This is a genomic window from Amantichitinum ursilacus, from assembly GCF_001294205.1.
Classification (GTDB): Bacteria; Pseudomonadota; Gammaproteobacteria; order Burkholderiales; family Chitinibacteraceae; genus Amantichitinum; species Amantichitinum ursilacus.
Window position 1 is genome coordinate 138,569 of sequence record NZ_LAQT01000005.1, and the last position, 7,816, is coordinate 146,384.

Annotated in this window: 5 protein-coding genes; all 5 read left to right on the top strand. The window is 60.4% G+C overall.

The window, feature by feature from the left end; all coding sequences use genetic code 11:
- The 5 genes from WG78_RS07990 (at position 1) to groL (ending at position 7,208) form a co-directional block, all read left to right on the top strand.
- Positions 1-264: a PAAR domain-containing protein gene (locus tag WG78_RS07990; RefSeq protein ID WP_053937273.1), complete on the top strand. Its 264-nt coding sequence runs from the start codon at positions 1-3 to the stop codon at positions 262-264.
- Positions 261-1,460, top strand: a complete 1,200-nt coding sequence (locus tag WG78_RS07995) for a KPHS_23130 family T6SS system protein (RefSeq protein WP_505578007.1) — start codon at positions 261-263, stop codon at positions 1,458-1,460. The genes WG78_RS07990 and WG78_RS07995 overlap by 4 nt, the downstream gene beginning before the upstream one ends.
- Positions 1,438-5,025, top strand: a complete 3,588-nt coding sequence (locus tag WG78_RS08000; protein ID WP_053937275.1) for an ImcF-related family protein — start codon at positions 1,438-1,440, stop codon at positions 5,023-5,025. Before WG78_RS07995 ends, WG78_RS08000 begins: the two co-directional genes overlap by 23 nt.
- Positions 5,026-5,211: 186 nt before the next feature.
- Positions 5,212-5,502 (top strand): co-chaperone GroES, encoded by a 291-nt coding sequence (locus WG78_RS08005; RefSeq protein WP_053937276.1) that lies wholly within the window; start codon positions 5,212-5,214, stop codon positions 5,500-5,502.
- Positions 5,503-5,567: 65 nt separating this feature from the next.
- Positions 5,568-7,208, top strand: coding sequence for a chaperonin GroEL (gene groL / locus WG78_RS08010; protein ID WP_053937277.1), 1,641 nt, complete (start codon positions 5,568-5,570; stop codon positions 7,206-7,208).
- The last annotated feature ends 608 nt before the right edge of the window (positions 7,209-7,816 follow it).

The window sequence follows — 7,816 nt, forward strand, 5'->3', positions numbered from 1 at the left end:
ATGCGCAAGCTAATCCGCCTGGGCGACACGCTGCGCGAATATGGTGGCCAGGTGACCAGCGCGTGGGCGGGCGCAAAGATCTTCGGCCGGCCTCCCGCACGGGTGGGCGACGCGGCAGTGTGCAACAAGCATGGCCTGACCCGCATTCGTGAAGGCTCCACCATGACCCGCGTCGGTGGCGCTGCAGTGGCACTCGATGGTCACCATTGCGACTGCGGCTGCACGCTGGTGAGTTCACTGCCAGATGTGGGTATCGCGTCTTGAAGCGGCCACCGTACTACAAGACGCATCCGGTACCGGGTGCGCCGATAAAACGTCGCTGGCTGATGGTGCTGCCGTTCATGATTGCCGCGGGTGCGCTGCTGACTGTGCAGTTGTGGCCCACTGGCAAATCCGCGCGCGGGCTTGAGTTCTGGTTGTATTCGACCATCGCGGCACCCGGTCTGTGGCTGGTGGCGTTTGCGTTTCGCCAGTGGTGGTTCTTTGCTGCGCGCAACAACAAGGCGGACTACGACCGCATGGTCGCACTGCGGCAACAGGTCTGGTGGGCTGCGCGCTCAAAACCGGTTTGCTTGCAGGCGCTGGCCCTGATTGGCCCGTTTGGCGATACCCCTTACAAACTGCGTGCGCTGGCCATGGGTACGGCAACCCCGGCGCGGGAAACCACTCAGACCATCGACGGCAAACACCCCGGCGATCCCAAACAGACCGTCAAGGTGGTGCGCTGGCAACAGGCGCTGATGGAAACCGAAGCGACCCGGCAGAAACGGCTGGCCCGCGCGCTGGCGCGGCAACTGGTGCAGACACTCCAGGAACAAGGTATCGACACCAGGTCCGCCGTCATCAGCCAGGTGTACTGGTCGGGTGACACTGTGGCATGGGCGACGTTTCGGGATGGTCTGGCCGCGGCGCCGCTGATCCTGCCGGAAACAACGCTACCTTGGTCAGGCATGGCCACGCTGGACCAGGCCTTCGACCAGTTGCATGCACAAGTACCTTCGGTACGACGCATTCTCTGCGCGGGCGTGTCGAGCCCCGCTGCGGTGACTGACAGTCCGCTTCCTGCGGGTGAAGTCGCCTTTGCCTGGCTGTTGGGCAGCGACGGCGGCGTGGTTCGGATGCACCGCAGTGAAGCGGTGAACGCGGACCAAGGCGAGGCTGTGGCCGATGCCTGCGCCCAGGTGATGGCCTACGCCGATCTCGCCAAGCCACCCGCGCAGGCCGTGGTGCTAGACGAGGATGCGGTCGAGCCACTGCAGGCGGCGCAGTGGGCCGCCATGAATTTCGTGCAGGCGCCTTTTTTTGGTGATCCGGGCGCGCTGGCAGCACCGGCCATGCTCACCGTCGCGGCGCTGGTCGCCCGACAACAACAATCTGCCTGCGGCTGGATGGCCGCAGACACTTCAGGCATACCGGTTATCGGTGTGATTGTTCCGAATGAATCTCCCGCTCAAACCTGATCCTGCCGCCGTCTCCGGCGTGGATATCCTTTCCGTGTCTGCCAGCGCGCGTTTGTTGTACTGGTTGTTGGGCATCACGGTGTGTGTATTGGTCTTCGGTGCGTTTGCCTGGTGCTATGCAGACCAGTTGTCCTGGCTGGCCGGGCACCGCGACCGGCTGTGGTGGATGTTGCCCGCCATATGGGCTGTATCGTTGCTGTTGTACGGCCTGGTCGCCTTCCTGATGCGGCTGTCCACACTGGGTTTGATCGCCGAGCAGGATGCCGCGCGGGACCGCAAGGAAAATCCGCAAAAGTACGCACCGAGGCCCGACCCCTTCCGGCCCCTGCACCAGCACCTCCGATCACAGTACACATGGCTGGAGCGCCAGAAACCGTGGCTGCTGGTCACGGGTTCGCAGCAACTGGTCAAAGCGCACTTCCCGTATCTGGTGGAACAACATTGGCTCGATACGAAACAGGCGGTATTGGTGTGGGCCGGTGATGAAGCCATCGTGCCAGCGGCAGGCTGGCGACATTTACGCGGCTCAGTGCGTAAACCGGCCAGTGGCATTGTGCTGGTCAGTGACGGCGACACCCCGTACGGCAATACGCTGGCACGACTGGCCAGTGCCTGCGGTTTTGCGCTGCCGGTGCAGGTCTTATTGTCTCCCGCAGTCCCGGGCCAGCGCACGGAAGAGGCCGCGCCTATCCTGGTGCAACTGCCGGCGGCCGCAGCCAGTACCGGGCGAGTCAGTCAATCGCTGCAGCAACTGGTTGAGCCGCTGACACAAACCGGGTTGCCCGCACTAATCGAACAGCGCAAAGCGCATTTTGATGCGGGGTTGTCGCGGTTTCTGGAGCAGCAGCTTGAAGCGCTGGCGCTGTGGGTCAGCCAGATTGCGCACAACCTGCATCGACGCCAGATGCTGGCTGGTCTGTGGTTTACGCCTGTGCCGACCGCTGCTGTTGCAGCCGCCAATGACAAAGCGGACAGCGCTAACACCGATGTCTTCTTGCAGGAAAGCGCACGCAATGCCGGGATGAACGTCACCTTGCCAGCGGCATGGTTGCGCACGTTCACCCGCGCTGCCCGACCCCGGCTTAAGCTGACCGGCTTTGACTGGTTCTGCTATGCGGTAGCCATCAGTGGCGTGGTGCTGTGCGTCGGGCTGACGCTGTCGTACATGCAGAACCGTGCCCTGATCGCACGGGTCCACGCCGATGTGGCAAATCTGCAATCCGCATCCAACCTTGAAACCGCATTCCCGGCGCTGATCACCGTGCAGAACGACATGGCCTTGCTGGAAGCGCATATCAAGCACGGGCCGCCATGGACGGCGCGTTTGGGCTTGAATCACGATGCCCGGTTGCTGGATGCAATGTGGAAACCGTATGGCGACGCGACCAACAAATGGCTGATCCAGCCGGTGCAGCAGCAACTGGCATTGCAGCTCAAGGTACTCAACGGCGTACCGCTGAGCAGTGCTGATCTTGATACGCAAACCACCGCGTCCACTGCCCCCAAATCGTCAGATACGGGCGACAAAGCCGTTGGCCCCGACCACATCGGCCAATACGGTTACGACACCCTCAAAACCTGGCTCATGCTGTCACAGGCCCAGCGAGCCGATGCCGAATTCCTTGCACCGCGTCTGGCGAAAACGGCGCGGGTGGTGCGGCCCGCGCTGAGTGTCGATGGGATTGAACAGGTGGTGACGTTCTACGCAAAACACCTGGCCGCGCACCCGCAGTGGCAACTGACCGGCGATGACGATGTCCTGTTCAGCGCCCGTCTGACCCTATCCAGCCTGATCGAACTGAAACAGGCCGATGACACGCTATACCACCAGCTGCTGGCGGACACCAAAGCGCGTTATCCCGATCCGACGATGGGGCAGTTACTGGGCGGTCGTGATTCGCGAAGTGTTTGGTCGGTGCAAGGGCGGCTGCCTGGCACATTCACGCGCCAGGCCTACGACGGTTATGTGCGTGACGCTATTGTGCAACTGTCGAAACAAGCGGTGACCACAGGCGATTGGGTGCTGGGCCAGATGACTAACCAGAACACGGTCAAACCCGAAGACCTGCAGGCCAGCCTCACCCGGCGCTACTTCACCGATTTTGGTTACGCCTGGCAAAATTTTCTTAACCGTCTTAATTGGGTGCCGGAGGCTGGCTTATCCGGTACGGCTGACCAGTTGCGCATCTACGCCGATGCCCGACAATCGCCGCTGGCGGCACTGCTCAAGACCATTGCCTGGCAAGCTCAGGCGGGCATGCAGCAGCGCAGTCTGGCCGATTCGCTGGTCGACAAAGCCCGGAATGCCTTCAAGGCCAAAGACGCCGATCCGGCCCTGACCACAGGCCAAGTAGTGCAAATCGGGCCGCTGACCGAAACCTTTGGCCCGATCCTGCGGCTGGGTTTGCTCGCTGATGGCAGTGCCGGCACAGCTGGCACCATCGCCGCACAGGCGGGCACGGATAACGTCATCAGCCTGCAGCACTATCTGGATTGGGTCAGCGCCACGCGTCTGGTGCTGCACCAGGTCAACGCCGCCACCGACCATGACGCCTTCGCCCGACAACTCGCCCAAAGTCTGTTCCAGGGCAACGCCAGTGAATTGATTGATGCGAAGAACTATGCCGGGCGGGTTGCGGCCAGTCTCGGCAGCGATTATGCCGGGATGGGCGAAAACCTGTTTCTGCGGCCCGTGGATCAATCCTGGCGCACGCTGATGCAACCGGCCTCGGCCAGTTTGAACAGCCTGTGGCGCGAAAGCGTCTGGGCGCCATTCAACAGCGCAGTCGGCGGTCGCTTCCCGTTCAACGACACCGACAACGAAGTCGGCCTGCCGGAACTGGCTCGTTTCATTGCCCCGCAAGGCAGCATCGCCCAGTTCGTCAAAACCCGGCTCGGCGGCATTCTGGAATTGCAAGGTGACCAGTGGGTACCCAATCCCTTGTATGCGCAATCGCTCAGGTTCAACACCGACTTCCTTAACGCCATCAACATGCTCTCAAGGCTGTCGAGCCGTCTCTATGCCGAAGGCCATGCGCAGTACCGTTTTGACCTGATGGCGATAGGCCACCCGAAACTGACCGACAGCAAACTGACCATTGATGGCCAGACCCTGGACTATTTTAATCAGCGGCAGAAATGGCAGCGTTTCAACTGGCCCGGCGTGCCGGATAATTCCGCCAGCGTTGCCTCCGGCGGGAGTCTGACCTGGGACATGCTGGACGGCATGCAATACCGCGACCAGCAATTTGCCGGTACCTGGGGCTTTATCCGTTTGCTCGACAAAGCCAGACTGGAGCAGGTTGACCGCGCCCGCTGGCGCATCGACTGGACACTGGAAGACAACGTCCACCTGCGTTACGCCTTGCGTACCCTGGCGGGCAGCGGGCCGCTGGAAATCCTGCAATTACGGCACTTCAAGCTGCCGGAAAAGGTCTTCATCACGGGGCGAGAGATGCCGACCGCAAGGGCGGCCACTGCGTCAGCAGCGCAGCCAGACAATCCCATCAAAGCCGTTAGACCGGGCGTGCCGCGTTCACAGGTTAAGGAACAGCCATCGCCATAAATGCACGCCTATCAGCTTTTAACGTCGAACGCGCGCCTGCGGCACCGGAACAAAAACGCTTTCCGGCCTTGAAAAGGTAACAGTCCATCACTATTATTGGCACTCGTTAGCCGGGAGTGCTAACGGGGCCTTGCAGGCCCCTCTAACATTTCATGGCCTCAGGATTTCTGAACAGGAGAGTGAACGATGAAGATCCGTCCTTTGCATGACCGCGTTGTGATCAAGCGTGTAGAAGCCGAAGAAAAAACCGCATCCGGTATCGTGTTGCCGGGCGCCGCGGCAGAAAAGCCTGATCTGGGCGAGGTTGTTGCGGTTGGCACTGGCAAAGTGCTGGACAACGGCTCTGTGCGTGAACTGTCGGTGAAGGTTGGCGATAAGGTCATCCTCGGCAAATACAGCGGCCAGACCGTCAAGGTGGATGGCGAAGAACTGCTGGTTGTTCGCGAAGAAGACATCTTCGGTGTACTCGAAGGCTGATTGCCCGTTGCGGCAGTCGCGTAGTACCCCGCTATACCCTTCCAGATTTGCAGGAGTAACAAATAATGGCAGCTAAAGAAGTCAAGTTCGGTGATTCCGCCCGTGCCCGTATGGTGGCCGGCGTCAACATCCTCGCCGACGCAGTCAAGGTAACGCTGGGCCCGAAAGGCCGTAACGTGGTGCTGGAGCGCAGCTTTGGCGCCCCGACCATCACCAAGGACGGTGTGTCGGTTGCTAAAGAAATCGAACTGAAAGACAAGTTCGAAAACATGGGCGCGCAACTGGTTAAAGAAGTTGCCTCCAAGACTTCCGATATCGCCGGCGATGGCACCACCACCGCAACCGTTCTGGCGCAAGGCATTGTTAACGAAGGCCTGAAGTACGTGGCCGCCGGTTTCAACCCGACCGACCTGAAGCGCGGTATCGACAAGGCTGTGATCGCTCTGGTTGAAGAACTGAAGAAGATCGCCAAGCCGACCACCACCAGCAAGGAAATCGCACAAGTCGGTTCCATCTCGGCCAACAGCGACGAAATCGTCGGCGCCAAGATTGCTGAAGCGATGGACAAAGTGGGCAAGGAAGGCGTCATCACCATTGAAGACGGTTCCGGCCTCGAAGACGAACTGGCAGTGGTTGAAGGTATGCAATTCGACCGCGGCTACCTGAGCCCGTACTTCATCAACAACCCGGAAAAACAGATTGCCCTGCTGGACAATCCGTTTGTGCTGCTGTTCGACAAAAAGATCAGCAACATCCGTGATCTGCTGCCGGTGCTGGAACAAGTGGCCAAGTCGGGCCGCCCGCTGCTGATCATCGCTGAAGATGTGGATGGCGAAGCGCTGGCTACCCTGGTGGTCAACAACATCCGCGGCATCCTGAAGACTGTGGCCGTCAAGGCGCCGGGCTTTGGTGATCGTCGTAAAGCCATGCTGGAAGACATCGCCATTCTGACTGGCGGCACCGTCATCGCCGAAGAAGTCGGCCTGACGCTGGAAAAAGCCACGCTGGCTGAGCTGGGCCAGGCCAAGCGCATCGAAGTGGGTAAAGAAAACACCACCATCATCGACGGCGCCGGTTCGGAAGATGCGATCAAGGCGCGCGTTGGCCAGATCCGCAACCAGATCGAAGAAGCCAGCAGCGATTACGACCGTGAAAAACTGCAAGAACGCGTGGCCAAGCTGGCCGGCGGCGTTGCGGTCATCAAGGTCGGCGCTGCAACTGAAGTCGAAATGAAAGAAAAGAAAGCCCGCGTCGAAGATGCCCTGCACGCCACCCGCGCTGCAGTGGAAGAAGGCATTGTGCCTGGCGGCGGTGTTGCGCTACTGCGTGCCCGTGCCAACCTGGGCGAGCTGAAGGGCCTGAACGCCGATCAAGACGCTGGTATCAAGATCGTGCTGAAAGCCATTGAAGCACCGCTGCGTCAGATCGTGGCCAACGCGGGCGACGAGCCGAGCGTTGTGGTTAACCGCGTGGTGGAAGGCACCGGTAACTTCGGTTACAACGCGGCCACCGGCGAATACGGTGATCTGGTTGCCATCGGCGTGCTGGACCCGGCCAAGGTAACCCGTTCGGCGCTGCAACACGCTGCATCGATCGCTGGTCTGCTGCTGACCACCGACGCGATGGTGGCTGAGCTGCCGAAAGACGACGCACCGGCCATGCCGGGCGGCGGCGGTATGGGTGGCATGGGCGGCATGGACTTCTAAGTCCGGCTTCTCTGGCACACCATGGGAAAAGGCCTTCTTCGGAAGGCCTTTTTTTGTTCGCGTTGGGGGGCGGGTGCCGCTGGGTTATGCCATGGATGCTAGGTTGGCCCTGTACGGGGCCGGGGCCGTTGGCCCGAAAATGTGCGTTGCCCTTCGGGTAACGCACCCTACCGGCGATTTGTCCACCATGCATAGGGTGGGTCGTGACCCACCAAGCAAAGTCATCTAGAGATTTGATACCAGACGATTCTCATCAAATGGCTTTGCTTTGCGAGTCAAGGGCGCCAGGCAAAGCGGAAACTTCGACCAGCGAGGTGCGCATCGGCGGCTTTGAATGGTGGGTCATGACCCACCCTATGCCTGGCTAATCCGAGCAGTTATAGGGTGGGTCGTGGCCCACCTGGCAAAGCCATCAAGAGATTTGATACGAAACGATTCTCATCAAATAGCTTTGCTTTGTGAGTCAAGGGCGCCAGGCAAAGCGGGAACTTCGACCAGCGAGGTGCACATCGGCGGCTTTGAATGGTGGGTCATGGACCCACGCTATGCCTGGCTAATCCGAGCAGTTATAGGGTGGGTCGTGACCCACCTGGCAAAGCCATCAAGAG

Bases quoted from the DNA above. Each gene is read 5' to 3' on its own strand.
- WG78_RS08000 (WP_053937275.1), top strand. From the start codon at position 1,438: ATGAATCTCCCGCTCAAACCTGATCCTGCCGCCGTCTCCGGCGTGGAT.
- WG78_RS07990 (WP_053937273.1), top strand. From the start codon at position 1: ATGCGCAAGCTAATCCGCCTGGGCGACACGCTGCGCGAATATGGTGGC.
- groL (WP_053937277.1), top strand. From the start codon at position 5,568: ATGGCAGCTAAAGAAGTCAAGTTCGGTGATTCCGCCCGTGCCCGTATG.
- WG78_RS08005 (WP_053937276.1), top strand. From the start codon at position 5,212: ATGAAGATCCGTCCTTTGCATGACCGCGTTGTGATCAAGCGTGTAGAA.